Source organism: Spirosoma sp. KNUC1025, from assembly GCF_045160025.1.
In the GTDB taxonomy this organism is placed as follows: domain Bacteria; phylum Bacteroidota; class Bacteroidia; order Cytophagales; family Spirosomataceae; genus Spirosoma.
This window is the reverse complement of record NZ_CP087139.1, coordinates 5,241,588-5,257,589: the sequence shown is the minus strand read 5'-3', so window position 1 is coordinate 5,257,589 and position 16,002 is coordinate 5,241,588. Positions and strand designations below refer to the sequence as shown.

Sequence of the window (16,002 nt, the reverse complement as noted above, 5' to 3'; positions counted from 1 at the left end):
TCGAGATGCCGACTTTAAGGCATTTGACGTGTAGCATAACTTTCTGCTTTGGCTACGTGTTGATGACTAAACTGTAGTCTTTATGCCACTCGTCGCGCCTGTTACAATTCAGAAAATTTCTGGTGAAAGTCAGACCGAAGCCCCCGATTTGCTGGCCGTTGAAGAGCCATTGGAAATTCGGTTAGGGTTTGGACCTACCCACGATCGCCAGCAGCGGGGGGTATCTGTTGCGATGCGAACACCCGGTCATGACGAAGAACTTGCAATAGGCTTTCTCTTTACGGAAGGCATTATTCAGCAGCGGACTGATGTGCTTTCGTGTCGTCATTGTGTACAGGATTCGCAAAAAGAAGGTAATGTCATCCGGGTTGAGCTTCATCCCGATGTAGTTGTCGATTGGTCGCGTCTGGAACGTAATACGTTCACATCGTCGAGTTGTGGACTCTGTGGTAAAACGACTATCGACGCGGTAATGACTACCACCAATGGGCCAATTCAGTCTACCCTTTCGGTTGAACCGCCGATATTACATGCCCTACCCGAGCGTGTCCGCGAAACGCAGCGAATCTTTGCCTATACGGGCGGCCTGCACGCTGCGGCCTTGTTTGATAGTGCGGGTAAATTACTGATCATTCGGGAAGACATTGGCCGACATAACGCGCTGGATAAGCTTATTGGTGCGGCTTTCTGGCAAAACTGGTTGCCCCTGTATCAGTATGGCGTTTTTTTGAGCGGACGTATTGGTGTTGAACTGGTACAAAAAAGCTGGCGGGCGGGCATCCCCTTGATCGCGGCTGTGGGTGCACCTTCAAGCCTGGCAGTACAGATGGCTCAGGAAGCTCAGATGACGATAGCCGGTTTTGTCCGTAATGAACGGTTCAACGTGTATAGTGCTCCTGAGCGAATAAAAGGACAAGGGTAGCTTCCTTGCCAAATTACGTTTACTCGTCTATCGTTCGGCCAAATTCTGTTACGTAGCGGGTACAAGCATAGTGAGTGCGCCGGGTCGAATTTGAGCCTTGAGCGTAGTGATTCTGCCTTTGTATTCACCATCCACCTGGAAATAAGCTCGTCGGTGGGTTTCTATTGCTACCGACGTAGCGGGATAGATCTCAATGTTTTTCGGATCGAAAGGGCGGAATCGCCAGAAAAGCTTAATGATTTCCAAAAACGACAGTCTCCGAAAAACAACAACCTCAAATTGCCCATCCGATAAATCGCCGTCAGGATTTATGATGGCACCGGTGCCGTACATTCGGGCGTTTGCCAGCACCACCATAAAAGCGACTCGGTTTATGCATTCGTCACCAACTGTTATTGACAGCCGAAGCAATCGACGTTTTCGGAGTACGTTGACGACACTTCGCAGGTAGCCAAACTTACCGCGAAGATTGTTGGTTTCGTAATATTTTACTACCTGAGCATTCAACCCAATATCGCTTAGGTGTAAACAAATATCGCCATCATCAACCGAGATTACGTCCACCGCTTTCTGGGCGCCATTCACCAGTACGTCCAGACTTTCCTGAATACCAGTTGGGATACCAAGCTCGCGGGCCATACCATTGGCTGAACCAACAGGCAACAATCCGAGCGCAATGGGTTTGTCTACCAGATGTTCGGCAACGAGTTTAAGGGTGCCATCGCCCCCGACAGCTACTACACGGTCGGGCTTATGCAACTGAAGCTGTTCTTTTATGATTTCGCCATCCGTTTTACCGTTGAGATAAAATTGATGAATGGTATGTGGTGAATTTTCGAAGTAAGACTGAATACCATCTTCCCAGATAGTTTTGTCCTGACCACCCGAAACGGGATTAATTGCGAATAAAAAAACCAACTTCTGTGTAAATTATAAGTTATAAAAGATGTGCGCTGACAGAACGTTATGGAAACTTTAGAGGCCCCGTTTATTCATAAACAAAATACTAGCCTAACAGGTAAGGTGAAACATCGTTTCTTAACATGGCTCCGGTTAACTGAGCAGCCTACAGTGAAAGTGTACCGGAGTTTTGGAAACGAAAATCACCTTATTATACATGGAAGTGTTTTTTGCCGGAGCGCTATGCCCAGGCAAAAATACCGCAGTACGATTTGGCTAAATTTATTTGGTCTGCTACGTTTATTTTTAGTTAAACCATATCCACAGGCAACTGTTCGGATTTTCGTGAACGGGCAATCTGCTGAAACAAAAACAGATGCCGCTGGCTACTTTCGGGTGGAGGTGCCAACCGAGAAACCTCTTGACGCTGGATGGCATACCGTAAGGGCCGAATTGTCGCTCAAGGAAAGGGTAGTGATTCACGGAGAAGGGCGGGTTCTGGTGCCGCATCCAACGCCATTTGCCTGTATTTCCGACATTGACGATACGTTTCTGATCTCTCATTCGGCTACGTTAACAAAACGGTTGAAGGTGCTGCTGACGAAAAACGCGCATACCCGGAAACCATTTGAAGGCGTTGTGGCCCATTATCAGTTATTGGCTCAGGCCACTCATGATCCGAGTACGTTAAATCCGTTTTTCTACGTATCGAGCAGTGAGTGGAACCTGTATGACTACATTCTGGAGTTTTCAAAAAAGAACGACTTGCCGGAGGGAGTTTATCTGTTGAGCCCCCTGAAGCAACTGAACGAAGTGCTCAAAACAGGTCAGGGTAAACACATGACAAAATTTATGCGGGCAGTACGTATACTGGAAACTTACCCGAATCAGCCGTTTGTCCTCCTTGGTGATGATACGCAGGAAGACCCAACGATTTACGCGTCGCTTGTCGAGCATTTTCCGCGTCAGATTCGTTGCGTATACATTCGTCAGGTTCATGGGAAGAATCAGCCCAAAACTCGTGATATTTTAAAACGGATTGAAGCAGTTGGTGTACCCTGTTGCTATTTTGCGCATAGTGCCGATGCCCGGCAACATTCGATAGAAATTGGCTTAACGGCTTCCGGGCATCAGTCAACAAATTGACACAACTACTAATGAAAATAAACACGCCCCCGAAGAGCTTACCGGTGAACTAGATGTTGAAAAACCGTATGAAGAAGCCGCTGGTTTGCCAGCCGTTATCCAATCCTTCAAGCATGTATTGAATGGAACGGGGGTAGGGCGGGGCTGGAAGGCGCTCATCAACATGAACCAGAAAGACGGATTCGATTGTCCGTCCTGTGCGTGGCCCGACCCCGATGGAAATCGCTCACGCATAGCTGAATACTGCGAAAGCGGAGCGAAGGCGGTGGCCGATGAAGTGATGACCAAACATACAGCATCGCCTGTGCTGTTTCAGCGTTACTCAGTCGATGAACTACTGCAAAAATCGGATTTGTGGCTTGGTCAGCAAGGGCGACTAACGCAGCCTATGGTGTTACGTCCGGGTGCCACTCACTACGAACCCATTGACTGGTCTGACGCCTTACAACTTATTGCCGATCAGCTTCGGTCACTCGACTCTCCCGACGAAGCGATCTTTTACACATCCGGGCGAACCAGCAACGAAGCAGCATTCGTGTATCAATTGTTTGTGCGGATGTTCGGTACGAATAATATGCCTGATTGTTCGAACATGTGTCACGAATCGACAAGTGTAGCCCTGGCCGATTCGATTGGCTTAGGCAAAGCATCGGTAAGGTATGAAGATTATGAGAAAGCCGATGTGATCATGATTATGGGTCAAAATCCGGGCACAAATGCGCCCCGTATGTTGACCCCGCTCGAAACGGCCAAACGTAACGGGGCCAAAATTGTCGCCGTCAATCCGCTTCAGGAGGCCGGTCTCCTCGCTTTCCGAGACCCGCAAAGCCCGCGTGATATGTTACTTGGCGCTGAAAAAATGACCGACGTATTTCTACAGGTACGTATCAACTCCGATCTGGCACTGATAAAAGCCATGTGCAAAATTCTGCTGGAGGAAGAAGCGAAAGCCGCTGCGGAGGGGCAGCCCGGTAAGGTGCTGGATAAGAATTTTATTGAGCAATATACATCGGGCTATGAAGCGTTTGCCAAAAGCCTGAACCAGTTTGAACTGAATGATTTAGCCGCTCAATGCGGACTGACGGTAAAGCAGATTCGGAAAGCCGTTGACCTGTTTAAATATACGCCCAAGTTGATTATCTGCTGGGCTATGGGCCTGACTCAGCACCAGAATGCCATTCACACCATAAATGAAGTCATAAACCTGCTGTTACTAAAGGGAAGTATCGGAATTGAAGGGGGAGGGGCTAGTCCCATTCGTGGGCACAGTAATGTGCAGGGTGATCGTACAATGGGCATCTGGGAAAAACCCAAGCCCGAGTTTTTAGATGCCCTCAAGCAGGTGTTCAATTTTGAACCGCCCCGAAAGTCCGGGTACGATACGGTAGCGTCCGTGAAAGCAATGCATGAAGGTAAGGCAAGCGTATTTTTCGGCTTGGGGGGCAATTTCGCAATGGCTGTATCGGATACAAATTACACGGCCGAAGCGTTGAGAAAGTGCAACCTGACAGTACACGTATCAACCAAACTGAACCGTAGCCATTTAATTCATGGTAAAACCGCCCTGATTTTGCCTTGCTTAGGACGTACTGATCGGGACATACAGGCAAGTGGCGAACAATTTGTCAGTTGCGAAAGCACGACAGGGGTAGTGGCCCAGTCGCATGGCGTAGTAAACCCGGTCGTATCAACGCTCAAGAGTGAGGTTGCCATTATTTGCGAATTGGCGAAACGCGTCCTCTCCTCAAAAACAGCTGACAACAGTGAGGCTACTAAAGTCGATCAATACGGCCGCCCTTACGTTAACTGGGATTCGCTGGTGGCTAATTATGACCGTATTCGCGATCTGATTGAACAGGTTGTGCCGGGCTTCGAACATTACAACGAAAAAGTACGGAAGGCAGGTGGTTTCTATATACCGAATGGCCCTCGTGTTCGTGAGTTTAAAACGACCGACGGTAAAGCGCATTTTACCATTAATACACCTACACAGCACAATTTAGAGCCCGGCGAACTGCTTTTAATGACTATCCGAAGTCATGATCAGTTCAATACAACTATCTATGGCCAAGACGACCGTTACCGGGGTATTTACAATGAACGGCGCGTGCTTTTCATGAATGCCAATGATATTTCAAATCTTGGTTTAGCGGCAAAGCAGGTGGTTGATTTACATAGCCATTACGACGGTCAGCAACGGACAGCCCATAGATTTATAATTGTCCCCTACAACATTCCTGCTGGTTGCGCAGCTGCTTACTTTCCAGAAACAAACGTATTAGTACCAATTGATTCAGTTGCTGAAAAGAGTCACACGCCTACATCAAAATCAATTGTCATTACGGTCACCTCCGCGAATGATTAAGAAAAAAGCTGAACCCTCATACATTTCGTCGACGAAATGTATGAGGGTTCAGCTAAAGCACACAAGGGATTATTGCTGGAAGTATTCTATCTTATCAGCATCCGTATTATTGAATATCACTACCTCGCTGTTAGAACTTGCGTTGACAACAGCTGTAACAACAAGGGTGCCTGAGGTAGGACCTGGAATAAGTGTTCCATTCAACCCAAACGATGCTACGCTGCCGGCAGACATTGATTGCTTTGTCAGTATGTAATAATCCTCATCGGAGCTATTGTCAAAAATCCAGTTACTGTTCTGCACCGGTCGGCCACCTACCGACGTAGCGGTTGCCGGAAAGCTGAGCGGTGCTTGCACAGATTTGGCAACTTTGACGGTAATTAAGTGATTGGTTGCTACTGATTTTAGCTCGAAAACATCGACTACAACGCTAAAATTGCCCGTGCCATAGAGAATAGAGGGCTGGGCATGGACAATAGGCGTCAGATCAACGGGTAAATTGTAAGTTGCTGTATATGTAGTATTTACGTCTGGAATGGTAATGGTGCCTCCTGCGCCAATTCCTTGATCCCAACTGTCAAAAAGATAAGTTTTATTCGACACTGTTTGAGAAGTTGGAGCGGTTAGCCCAACCATCAGTCCAGAGACAAATTGTTGAGCGTGAGGTGTGGTAACAGGTTGTCCATCTAAATTGAGCGTCAGTCCGGTCGGATTGGTCGCTAGATTAATCGTAACCACTCGTGGGTCAATATCAATATAGGTTGTACCCGTAGCCCCTTTCGAATCGGTTACGGTCAGTATAAGTCGGTAAAAGACATTGGCCGACACTTCCCCCTGATTGGCAATCGTGAACTGGCCGCTGGTGACGCCAGCGGGAATGGATGGGCCGGGGTGATAATGCGTATTATGGTGAAACTCAACGGTCCAGGCAAAAGCACTAGCGGGCAACGTACCGTCTTCGGGGTCGGTAGCTGATCCGGAAAAACTGATCACATCACCTGCCTTGTAAAGAGTGTGGTTAGCCGGGCTAAGAATGGTGGGGGTTGGCGACTGATTCGGTGCTATAACCGAAAGCGAAGCGATATTGCTGGTTACACTACTTACTGAATTACTAACAGTTACCCGATACTGGCCTGCATCGGCAGCAGCCGTGCTGGCAATTGTATAGCTGGCAGAGGTAGCTCCAGTAATGTTACTTCCATTTTTTTGCCACTGATACGAAAGGGGAGCTGTTCCTGTGGCCGTTACTGAAAACCCAGCGGGCTGCCCCTGTGCTACCGTTACATTCGCTGGATGGGTGACAATTTGAGGAGCTGTGTTGGTGGTGTAGATTATTTTATAGAGCGCACTGTTGCTTCGGCTCAAAAAATATACGTTTCCATCGATGCCGACTTTCAGACCAACTGGTTGTCCTGGCAGAAACCAGCCAAAAGCTGAGTGGGTAGGTGTACTGGTAGAAAAATCTAAAACATTGATGGCACTGGTACAGTAATCTTGGTAGAAATACTTGCCATTGAAACTGGCAGGATAGGTTGTTGTAGCCGGATTGAAAAATGCTCCCCCTGTGATAGCGCATCCCCAATCTGGAAAATTAGTATTGTGTGGGTAAGCTAACACCGGATTTGTATAAGCCACGTTCGTACTGACTCCTTCGGCTAAGGGCCAGCCAAAATTTTGTCCACTAGCAGTAGCATCATTTATCTCCTCCCAGGTCACTTCCCCAACATCATTAACGAAGATACGACCAGTACCCGGTTGAATATCAAATGTAAATGGGTTTCGTAGCCCATATGCCCAAATACGTTTCCGTTGTTCTGAACCTGTTGTAAATGGGTTTCCTACTGGAACGCTGCCATCTGAGTTCACACGCAAAATTTTCCCTAAGTATGAGTCGAGGTTTTGTGAATTTACAGAATTATGACTGTCGCCGACGGCAATATAAAGCTTACCATCTGAGCCAAAATTCATAGCTCCACTATTATGCTGTTCTGCGAAGCTTAAAGGGTCTAAATTTAAAACAAGCGTCTCGCTTCCAGCTATTGAGACGTCACCATTAGCAGTAAACCTACTAATTCGATTATTATACGGTGAACTTGGAACTGTATAGTATAAATACACATATCCATTAACAGCAAAATTAGGATCTAATGCTACTCCCGTGAGACCTGCTTCCCCCGAAGAATACACATTGTTTAATTGTACAAAAGGCGTAAGTAATAAACTTCCATTTTTAATAACGCGTAGTTTTCCACTCTGTTCTGTCACAAAAATCCGTCCATCTGGTGCAAATGCTATACTAGTTGGATTACTGAGTCCATTAACTACCTGCACTTGACTAAAACCTGATATATAAGTTTCAAATTGCGCATTAGCTTGGTGCGTAATAAATACGAGTAAAGCGAGGCTAATTAGCAGACGAGATGACCGGTTATACGCCATACTTGCACTTGGGAACTTATTGAAGTGTCCCCTCAGGAAAAGAAAATGTTTCATAAAGTTGGATTTGGTAATGTCAAATAGATTTAAAGCGAAATAATTAACCTTAAGTTTTAATGAGATGCGATGTGTCCAATCTTTACATGTTGGCAACACCTCGGAACGCAATAATATGTTATGTTTTTAATATATAAAAAGCCGTAACCACTTTTTAATGCATTTTTAGTTATCAACCACTGTGATTATAATGTCTAAAAAGTTTGTTCCAAGGAATTGTAGGATACCTTTTTTAGGAATATAATTAGGGATAGAATACTGGATAAGTATTCGAAGAACTTTTTGATGAGCGAACTGATCGCTACAATGACTGTGTATACGTTGGCATAGAGAGTTAGTCTATTTACCTAGTTGTCGGTGCCTATCGCTGCTAAACTTGCATTGAAAGTTGCGAACTCAGGGGCTGTTTTTTAGGTTTGCATCTGAAAGATAGTGAAACCGGTTCCGGTAAAACTATATTTATTAGATAGATTTTATAAACTAAAACAACTTGACCATGTCACTACGCTTAGGAGATATTGCTCCCGATTTTGAAGCCGACACAACCCAGGGCCATATCCATTTTCATGAATGGCTTGGTAACTCATGGGGAATGTTATTCTCTCACCCTGCCGACTTCACCCCTGTCTGCACTACGGAGTTGGGCAAAACTGCCCTTTTGAAGGATGAATTTGCTAAACGTGACGTAAAAGTTATTGCGGTGTCTGTGGATGACCTGGACTCGCACAACCGATGGACGCCCGATATTAAGGACGTAACGGGAGCAGAAGTGAACTTCCCGTTAATTGCTGATCCTGATCGCAAAATCGCTGAATTGTATGACATGATTCACCCGAATGCGAGTGAAAAAACAACAGTACGGTCGGTGTTTGTGATTGGGCCTGATAAAAAAATTAAGCTGACACTTACATACCCTGCTTCGACAGGACGTAATTTTAATGAACTGTTGCGGGTAATTGATTCGCTGCAACTAACCGCAAATTACCAGGTAGCCACTCCCGCTGATTGGGAAGAAGGACAGGATGTAATTGTAACTCCTGCTGTTACGAATGATCAGTTGGAAGCGAAATATCCGAAAGGTGTAACCTTTGTAAAACCTTACCTGCGTACAACTCCGCAACCAAACAAATAAAGGGCGTTGGTTGCGTTTGAGCCAGCAGTAAGGATGGTGAGGTAAGAAAGTTGATAAGGGAATACAAATGAGTCTGTTACCTTCTTTAAAACTTTACAGTTACTCACTGAGTTAACGCTTCGTTATAATTTAAACAAATTGAGCGTTATGGCAAAGAACAAAGACACTAATCCTGAGCATACTGAAGGGCCAGTTGCTACGGCTATTGAAGAACAAACAGCAAAATTGCCGTCCGATATATTCCTCTGGGCATCCTTAGGATCTATGGCAGTTTCGTTGTATCTGCAGTCAACGGGTGATCGAAACAGAAGTCTTTTTGTAGGTCAATGGGCCGCTCCATTTCTGCTTCTGGGCCTGTATAATAAACTGGTTAAATTAGAAGGCCACGATTGATGATAGCTACTATTTTTGGCGTTAAAAAGCCCTTCGCCAATGCGAAGGGCTTTTTAACGCTCATCAAATTCAAATCTAAAGCTGTAATTTCGGCCGGTAATTTTTTCCTGCATGAAATTTCGCGTTCTGTCAAAATTCATTTTCCGGCGATACGGTATATGGATTGTGGCATTGTTAGTCCTGATCATCGGTTTCTGGATTTTTCGGTCACGTCGCCCTGATGAGCTGAACTGGCGCTTTGTGCAGGCATTTGGTATTCGGTTACCTATGCACTATACTATTCATGGCATCGACGTATCCCGGCATAACGACCGTATTAACTGGGATAAAGTCCGCCGTATGGAAGCCGAAGGCGTTCGGTTACAGTTTGTATTTATTAAAGCAACTGAAGGTGCTACGCTTGCTGACAAACATTTTGATAAAAATTGGCGGGAAGCCAAAAAATCGAATCTACGCCGGGGTGCTTACCATTTTTATCACCCTACCCGCGATCCCATTAAACAGGCTACTAATTTTATCCGGCACGTTCAATTAAACCCAGGAGATTTTGCCCCAGTTGTTGATTTTGAAGTGACAAATGGCCAGTCAGATGAGACGATCGTTAATGGGCTAAAGTTATGGCTGAAAACGGTTGAGGAGCACTATCAGATTCAGCCAATTATTTACACAAACGGAAATCTCTACCGGCAGTACATTAAAGGTAACCTGGATGACTATCCGCTCTGGATTGCTGATTACTCCACGAAACACCTGCGTCGTTATAACCCGGATAAATTATATTTATGGCAACACAATCAGGCGGGTTGGGTGCAGGGTATCCGCGGCCAGGTCGACTTTAACGTTTTTGTGATGAGCGAAGATAGACTTCACGACATCTGCCTGTAGCCTCACGTAGGACGAAAAGAAATTTACTGCTGCCAGATGTCCCAAGCTTTATCGGCCTGTAATTCCAGCATACGTAACCCATTCTGCGTAGACGCCCCGCGTTCGTGACCTAGTTGCATGAATTTAGTTTCAGCAGGATTATAAACCAGATCGTAGAGCAAATGCTTGTCTGTTAGCAAAGGGTACGGAATAGCTGGAGCAGCATCGGTATGTGGATACGTACCAATTGGCGAACAGTTAATGATCAACTGATAATCAATAATCACATCTTGTAAATCCTCGTAGGCGAATGTAGATTCAGTTTTTGTTCGTGATACATATTTGTACGTAATGCCCGTATCTGTGAGGGCTACCGTAACGGCTTTCGAAGCTCCTCCTGTACCCAGTACCAGTGCCTGTAAACCTTCTGCTGTTCGACCAAGCGCGACAAGCCAGTCGGCTAGCGATTGACGAAATCCGTAATAATCAGAATTATAACCTGTTCGGGAACCGTCGGCTTCAAACTTTATAACATTGACTGCACCAATTTTTTCGGCTGACGTATCCAGACGGGTTAAGTAAGGCAGAACAGCTTGTTTATGGGGAATGGTAACGTTCAAACCTCGTAGTCCAGGCAGGTTAAATAAGTTTGGTAATTCATGAATGTCGGGTAGTTCAAATAGATCGTAGCGACAATCGGCAATATTTTCCCGTATGAATTTTTCGGTAAAGTAACGCTGCGAAAACGAGTGAGTTAGTGGATAACCAATCAGGCCGTAACGAGTCATATCTGGTTTAGAACTGAATGAAAACGGGAAGCTCGATCTGTCTCTGCTTCCCGTAATATAATAAAAACTATACCTAAAAATCTGAGTAATCAGAGTGCTGGTTTATTTGAACGCTTCCTGATGTATTCAATAATAATAGGGAGTATCGATAAGCCCACAATTCCGAAAACCACTAATTCAAAGTTTTTCTGAACAATCGGGAAGTTACCGAAGAAATAACCGAGCAACGAAATAGAAGTCACCCAAAGCACGGCACCCATAATACAGAATTTGATATACGTACCATAATTCATGCTACCGGCCCCCGCTACGAAGGGTGCGATGGTCCGCACGATGGGAATAAAACGAGCGATAATTACTGTACGGCCACCGTATTTAGTGTAAAACTTTTCGGTCTCATCAATATACTCTCGCTTAAAAAAGAGAATGCGTTCCCGCGATTTAATTTGCGTGCCCAGAAACTTCCCAACGAAATAATTTACGTTATCGCCCAGCAGCGCTGCTACGATGAGCAATGGAATGATAACCCAAACGCTTAATTCATTAGTTGGTCGGGCTGCCAGTGCACCAGCTGCAAAGAGTAATGAATCGCCGGGCAACAAAGGCATAACAATCAAACCTGTTTCGGTGAAAATGATCAGGAAGAGAATGGCGTAGAGCAGCACACCGTATTCATTAGCCCATAGGTCAAGATAACGATCAAGGTGTAATAGAAAATCAAGTAGCGATTTAATAAGATCCATACAAAAGAGTCGATAGTTGTAAGTCGATAGTCGTCAGATAAAGTAATTCAGTGTACCAGACATCTGGTCAGTAAAACGTAGTTGATCTATTATTGACTGACAACAGTAGACTACCAGCTAGTACCTATTTATCCAGAAAATGGGTGAAGGTGTCTCCTCGAAGACCCAGGCGAATCGTTTCAAGCGGAATAACTTCGTGAGGGGCAATGTTGCCGAGATTGACATTAGCGCCAAGTAACTTGACAAACCAAACCTGTTGTTCTTTTTGTGGGGCTTCCCATAGAATACTTTCAAACGGTACCTGCGTCAGAATCTCCTCAACCAATCCCTGACGTACTTCACCACTCGACCGAAATAGGCCAACAGTACCACCTTCACGAGCTTCACCGATAACCTTCCAGGCACCGGCCTCCAATTCCGCTTTCATTAACTGAATCCACTTGTAGGGAGGAATTATTTTAGCTTCATCCTTGGAACCTACTTCCGACAGTACGGTTACCTGTGTCGCCAGTTTACGAATGTAATCGCATTTTTCGTCCTGAGGCATATCGATTGATCCATCCGATACTTCGGCATATTTCATATCGTATTTGTCCAGCAATCGGCGATAATCTTCAAACTGATTACGCACAACAAAGGCTTCAAATAAGGTTCCTCCGAAATAAACGGGAATATTTGCCTCGCGGTAAATAGCTAATTTTTCTTTCAGGTTAGGTGTGACAAACGATGTTGCCCAACCTAGTTTAATGATATCTGCGTAGTCGGCTGAGGTAGATAAAAAATCTTCTACCTCACGCAGGCTTAACCCTTTATCCATCACCATGGTTAAGCCGCTTTGGCGAGGCTTTGCGGTGCGATAGGGTATCTGCGTTAGTGTGTAATTCATTCGACGTAATAAGGGGTACGAATTAAAAATCGCTCAAAAGTAGTATAAGTCTTGGAAACCTCCCAAGATAGTCCATAAATAATCGCATCCTATGGGCTTATAACTTAGTTAAATGCTATTTTTGTCGGATATGGACAATACAACAAATCCACGCCTGGATTTTCTACGCGCCCGAATCGGCTTATCCATGCACAGCAGTCCTTCCCCACTAGGGCGTTGGCTTAATGGCACCCTAAAAGTAGCTGAGTACGGTCGTTTAGCTGCTGATTACGTAGTTCGGGAGGAGATGACGAATCCGGCAAGGGTATTACATGGTGGAGCCGCAGCCGCAATATTGGATGATTTGATTGGGACAATGGTGTTCGCACTTGGCCGGGAATATGCCTATACGTCGGTCAATTTGACAATTGATTTTTTGCACGCAGCTGGCATTAATGAAACCGTGACAGCAACAGCAGAAGTTGTACGGGCTGGCAGGAATATTATTCATTGTGAAGGACGTATCAATGCACTTGACGGAAAAATTATTGCCAAATGTGCAACGAATCTAATTCAGACATCCTTGAAACTGAATTTGTAAAATCAGCTCTGATGACTGTTGAAGGAGCTAAGAAGCGCTCCCCAAGAACCATAAAGTTGATGAAATGGGAAAACAAATAAGAAAAATAACGATTATTGGAGGATAAGCTCTGTAATTGTTTTCTTATCACCTTATTATTGCTATTATTGGACGTCATTTATATACAGAACGAAAATGACGTTTAGCTGTATAATGTTAATGAGAACATCTATGGTTTAGTAACCAAAACAGAGTATAAACTTATCTGCCACCTGTTATTTTACTAATAGACGTTGAAAAAATATTGAAATAATAGATTGACTTTTGCAAATCAGTCTTAACATTGCAGAAAAAACGTGGATTGATGGGCCATCAATCGAATGGTCTGTGTGGCCGGTCACAGTAAGTTGACCATTACTTTACGGAAAAGATCATTCTCAGACAGATGTAATTTTAGAATTATTTGAAGTCTGCGGAAACATTTGACTGGAAAATTAGTCATAACACATATTACGGGATGGTTGCCGCCTGTATAAATTGGTTAAAGTTGACTAATCGGTACAAGACAAACGTAGCTGATGTAGTGAACTGACCGTTTCGAACTATCCACAGCCGCACCCGAAATTGAACGTTTGAATAGGAACATTGCGTCAAATTAACTCAATAAATATGCGAACATTTATCCAACAACACCCCCTGAGGATGCTGGCTGGACTCGTGTTGCTAAGTTTTGCAATACCTTCTGTTACCCTTGCTCAACAGACTGACACAGTCCGGGTTCAACCCACTACAGTAAGTCCATCTACAACAACTTCAGGTAGAAGTTATGAACGTGAGAAAATCTATCGGTTAGGTAAAGGAATTTACACCGACACGTTACGTAGAAACGACTTCAAAGCGCAGGCCAGTGATGTTGCCGAACTGGACGACTGTGACACGACATTCCAAACCTTTATCCTGGTACGACGCTTATCGCCTTGGCGAGTGGGTCTGTATGCAGGACCTAACTTTGCCTATTGCGGTACGTGGGAAAATACGTTCGGACCGAACAAACGTGATCAGACCCTATATAATGGGGCGGGTTTTAACATCACTGCCAATATTGATTACTTCCTGACACCAGCCACCCGTCGGCTACGCTTTGCAGTAGGGACGGCTTTCGGCTATCAGAATTACATAACGCGCAGTATTTACCGAGATTATCTGTACAACCTGGCGGCTTCACTGACTCCGCCAGTTGGCCGCGATCAGGTGACTATTCGTCAACGTGCTTCGGAAGATATGTTCCTGACGATTGGACCTGCTCTGACGTTTACACTTGCCCGTAGCCGCCGGAACCCTGATGCAACAACGTTTATTGAAGCAGCTGCTCGCGGTGGATTATTCCGTACGGAAGCAGCCACTATCGCTGCTTACATTCCTTCGCAGGGTACGTTGCCTCCGGGTGCTGTTCCTTCTCTGGTAGACGGTGGTCGACTTCTTCGCTCAGTTAACCCAAGCCCCAATTTGTATCATTTGGGAGCGATTGGCTCGTTAGGGATTTTCTTCCCGTTACGTAACAACTGGAATATTGGCCTTCAGGGACAGGGCTTTATCACCAAGTTGAATTACATGATCGTTAATGGTATCGACAATCAACTGTATGAGTTCAAGCGTAAACACGGTGGCTTCAGCGTAGGTCTGGCTGTTCGGAAAGGGTTTGTACAGAAGAAACTTATTCCCAAAGCACCTGTTACCTGCCCAACCTGCGAACAGATTCCCGAGCTGAACATCCGATTCAATGGAGCTTCACTGAAAGGGGCATCGCTGGCCTATGTTGACAGCACGGACGAGCAGAAGTTTGCCGCAGTGAACAAGACGGCCGCTGCCCCTGTCATTAGCTGGCGCAGTACAACGCCAAATCCAAGAAACGAAACATTCACGGCTCGTTTGTATTATCGTCCGGACTCAGTAGTTGCTGGCGCAACCGACCAGGTGATCGCTCAGTTGGAGAACACAACTGACACGACTCTTGCTTTCCCACCGGCCTATTACTCGAACGGTCAGATGAGCCCTGGGTTCTACTACGTAACGCTTCACAACAAACAAACTGCTAAATGCGGTACTTGTATGAGTGAAGTAACGACCTCTAGTTTTGCAAGCCTTCCTTCGAAGAAAATCGTAGAGGATTGCAAATACAATCATAAACTGGAGCGTCTGGAAGTGTTCTATCGTACGCCTTATACACGTGAAGTGGCGAATGTCTGCTACTGTAACGGCACCATCACTTCTGTTGGCGATACAGTTACCCGCCTACGGTATCGTGGTCTGAACCGTCGCTTGGCAACGGGTGAAATTTCGTTCGACACGAACACTGTTATCCTGAATATTCGTGATCTGCCAGGTGGTTTGGCTGAACAACTTCAGGCTGAAAAAGCTAAAATTGAAAGCGGCAGAGCTTTACGCTTCAAAGGCAGAAGCAGAAGACCACAAGTGTCTTACTTCCGCGCCGTGTTCACCGTTACGAAACTGCCATGCAATGGTCAACCAGAACAGGTTGTGGGTAGCTTCAACACGACAATTAGCGACAACACCTTCTCGATCACTGATCTGAAGCCATTGACAGATGAGCAAAAAGCTAAGCTGCTTGCTCCTCCTGCACCACCGAAAAAGGCAACCCGCCGTCGGGGTGGTAACAGTGGCCGTCGTGACAACGCGATGTTCGGAATCGAATAAGAAAGCCGACTAACAAAAAAACCGAGGGCAAACGCTCTCGGTTTTTTTGTTTCCAGTGTAATAGTTTTGAAACTATCTGCTTTTCGTTTTACTAAA

The 16,002-nt window shown here is 45.4% G+C and carries 13 protein-coding genes; 8 read left to right on the top strand and 5 right to left on the bottom strand.

Annotated elements, in window-relative coordinates; all coding sequences use genetic code 11:
* Positions 1–82: 82 nt before the first annotated feature.
* Positions 83–922, top strand: coding sequence for a formate dehydrogenase accessory sulfurtransferase FdhD (gene fdhD / locus LN737_RS22980; RefSeq protein WP_405512308.1), 840 nt, complete (start codon positions 83–85; stop codon positions 920–922).
* 48 nt (positions 923–970) lie between these two features.
* Here the strand turns inward: fdhD and LN737_RS22975 are convergent, their stop codons facing one another.
* Positions 971–1,840, bottom strand: a complete 870-nt coding sequence (locus LN737_RS22975) for a diacylglycerol kinase family protein (protein WP_405512306.1) — start codon at positions 1,838–1,840, stop codon at positions 971–973.
* Positions 1,841–2,065: 225 nt separating this feature from the next.
* Here LN737_RS22975 and LN737_RS22970 point away from each other — a divergent pair, with 225 nt between their 5' ends.
* Entirely contained in the window at positions 2,066–2,968 is a 903-nt protein-coding gene (locus LN737_RS22970) for an App1 family protein (protein ID WP_405512304.1), read from the top strand.
* Positions 2,969–3,053: 85 nt separating this feature from the next.
* Positions 3,054–5,333 carry an FdhF/YdeP family oxidoreductase gene (locus LN737_RS22965; protein WP_405512302.1) on the top strand — a complete coding sequence of 760 codons (2,280 nt, stop codon included), beginning with the start codon at positions 3,054–3,056 and terminating at the stop codon, positions 5,331–5,333.
* A 69-nt stretch (positions 5,334–5,402) separates the two neighbouring features.
* Here LN737_RS22965 and LN737_RS22960 read toward each other — a convergent pair whose 3' ends face one another.
* Entirely contained in the window at positions 5,403–7,937 is a 2,535-nt protein-coding gene (locus LN737_RS22960; RefSeq protein WP_405512300.1) for a sorbosone dehydrogenase family protein, read from the bottom strand.
* Between the two features lie 385 nt (positions 7,938–8,322).
* Between LN737_RS22960 and LN737_RS22955 the strand changes: the two genes are divergently transcribed.
* The 3 genes from LN737_RS22955 to LN737_RS22945 all read left to right on the top strand — a co-directional run bounded on the left by LN737_RS22955 (position 8,323) and on the right by LN737_RS22945 (position 10,236).
* Complete coding sequence (locus LN737_RS22955) at positions 8,323–8,958, top strand: peroxiredoxin (RefSeq protein ID WP_405512298.1); 636 nt, start codon at positions 8,323–8,325, stop codon at positions 8,956–8,958.
* A gap of 147 nt (positions 8,959–9,105) precedes the next feature.
* Entirely contained in the window at positions 9,106–9,351 is a 246-nt protein-coding gene (locus LN737_RS22950; protein WP_405512296.1) for a hypothetical protein, read from the top strand.
* 111 nt (positions 9,352–9,462) lie between these two features.
* Positions 9,463–10,236: a glycoside hydrolase family 25 protein gene (locus tag LN737_RS22945; protein WP_405512294.1), complete on the top strand. Its 774-nt coding sequence runs from the start codon at positions 9,463–9,465 to the stop codon at positions 10,234–10,236.
* A gap of 23 nt (positions 10,237–10,259) precedes the next feature.
* On the opposite strand, the gene LN737_RS22940 is transcribed toward LN737_RS22945, so the two are convergent.
* From LN737_RS22940 to LN737_RS22930, 3 genes are all read right to left on the bottom strand, one after another.
* Positions 10,260–11,003, bottom strand: a complete 744-nt coding sequence (locus tag LN737_RS22940; RefSeq protein ID WP_405512292.1) for a shikimate dehydrogenase — start codon at positions 11,001–11,003, stop codon at positions 10,260–10,262.
* 89 nt (positions 11,004–11,092) lie between these two features.
* Entirely contained in the window at positions 11,093–11,746 is a 654-nt protein-coding gene (locus LN737_RS22935; RefSeq protein ID WP_405512290.1) for a DedA family protein, read from the bottom strand.
* Between the two features lie 124 nt (positions 11,747–11,870).
* Positions 11,871–12,632 (bottom strand): phosphosulfolactate synthase, encoded by a 762-nt coding sequence (locus LN737_RS22930; RefSeq protein ID WP_405512288.1) that lies wholly within the window; start codon positions 12,630–12,632, stop codon positions 11,871–11,873.
* 130 nt (positions 12,633–12,762) lie between these two features.
* Between LN737_RS22930 and LN737_RS22925 the strand changes: the two genes are divergently transcribed.
* Both LN737_RS22925 and LN737_RS22920 read left to right on the top strand, forming a co-directional pair.
* Positions 12,763–13,212, top strand: a complete 450-nt coding sequence (locus LN737_RS22925) for a PaaI family thioesterase (RefSeq protein ID WP_405512286.1) — start codon at positions 12,763–12,765, stop codon at positions 13,210–13,212.
* 681 nt (positions 13,213–13,893) lie between these two features.
* Positions 13,894–15,906 carry a hypothetical protein gene (locus tag LN737_RS22920; protein ID WP_405520494.1) on the top strand — a complete coding sequence of 671 codons (2,013 nt, stop codon included), beginning with the start codon at positions 13,894–13,896 and terminating at the stop codon, positions 15,904–15,906.
* The last annotated feature ends 96 nt before the right edge of the window (positions 15,907–16,002 follow it).

What these genes read in the sequence shown, in the direction of transcription:
- fdhD (WP_405512308.1), top strand. Translation starts at nt 83, where the DNA reads ATGCCACTCGTCGCGCCTGTTACAATTCAGAAAATTTCTGGTGAAAGT.
- LN737_RS22970 (WP_405512304.1), top strand. Translation starts at nt 2,066, where the DNA reads ATGCCCAGGCAAAAATACCGCAGTACGATTTGGCTAAATTTATTTGGT.
- LN737_RS22955 (WP_405512298.1), top strand. Translation starts at nt 8,323, where the DNA reads ATGTCACTACGCTTAGGAGATATTGCTCCCGATTTTGAAGCCGACACA.
- LN737_RS22950 (WP_405512296.1), top strand. Translation starts at nt 9,106, where the DNA reads ATGGCAAAGAACAAAGACACTAATCCTGAGCATACTGAAGGGCCAGTT.
- LN737_RS22945 (WP_405512294.1), top strand. Translation starts at nt 9,463, where the DNA reads ATGAAATTTCGCGTTCTGTCAAAATTCATTTTCCGGCGATACGGTATA.
- LN737_RS22940 (WP_405512292.1), bottom strand. Translation starts at nt 11,003, where the DNA reads ATGACTCGTTACGGCCTGATTGGTTATCCACTAACTCACTCGTTTTCG.
- LN737_RS22935 (WP_405512290.1), bottom strand. Translation starts at nt 11,746, where the DNA reads ATGGATCTTATTAAATCGCTACTTGATTTTCTATTACACCTTGATCGT.
- LN737_RS22930 (WP_405512288.1), bottom strand. Translation starts at nt 12,632, where the DNA reads ATGAATTACACACTAACGCAGATACCCTATCGCACCGCAAAGCCTCGC.
- LN737_RS22925 (WP_405512286.1), top strand. Translation starts at nt 12,763, where the DNA reads ATGGACAATACAACAAATCCACGCCTGGATTTTCTACGCGCCCGAATC.
- LN737_RS22920 (WP_405520494.1), top strand. Translation starts at nt 13,894, where the DNA reads ATGCTGGCTGGACTCGTGTTGCTAAGTTTTGCAATACCTTCTGTTACC.